Source organism: Methylosinus sp. Sm6 (assembly GCF_019802345.1).
In the GTDB taxonomy this organism is placed as follows: Bacteria; Pseudomonadota; Alphaproteobacteria; order Rhizobiales; family Beijerinckiaceae; genus Methylosinus.
Map to the genome: position 1 here is coordinate 1 of NZ_JAINDZ010000136.1, position 629 is coordinate 629.

The 629-nt window shown below is 69.5% G+C and carries 1 protein-coding gene; it reads left to right on the top strand.

From position 1 onward, the window contains the following. Positions 1-629 (top strand): MbnP family copper-binding protein (locus K3F48_RS23930; RefSeq protein WP_222577936.1); only part of this gene is annotated, 629 nt, incomplete at both ends.

Consider the following 629-nt stretch of genomic DNA (forward strand, 5'->3'; position numbering starts at 1 on the left):
GCGGCGCAGGCGGCGGGGGACAAAAACGCGGGCGGGAAGGCGGCGGGCGGGAAGACGCAGCCTGTCGCCGTTTCCTTCGCGCTGACGGCGGGGGGCAAGGAGGTGGGCTGCGGGGCGCCGCTCGCCGACCTCGGCAGCGGCCATCTTTCCGGAAAGCTGCATGAGGCGCGGCTCTATGTCTATGGCTTCGCGCTGATCGACGCCAAGGGCGAGCGCACGCCGATCGCGCTGACGCAGAGCGAGTGGCAATATGGCGATGTCGCGCTCATCGACTTCAAGGACGCGCGCGGCGGCAACGCCGCTTGCACGCCGGGCAATCCGGCCAAGAACACCACCGTCGTCGGAACCGCGCCGAGCGGCCGTTACGTCGGCCTCGCCTTCTCGGTCGGCGCGCCGGTCGAGACGATGGTCGACGGCAAGCCCGTCGCCATCAATCATTCCAATGTCGAGACCGCGGCGCCGCCGCTCGATATTTCCGGAATGGCGTGGAATTGGCAGGCCGGACGCCGCTTCGTGACGCTCGAGGTGATCCCGCCGGCGCCGGTCATCAAGCCCGACGGCTCCAAGTCGCGCACCTGGATGGTGCATGTCGGCTCCACCGGCTGCAAGGGCAATCCGGCCACCGGCGA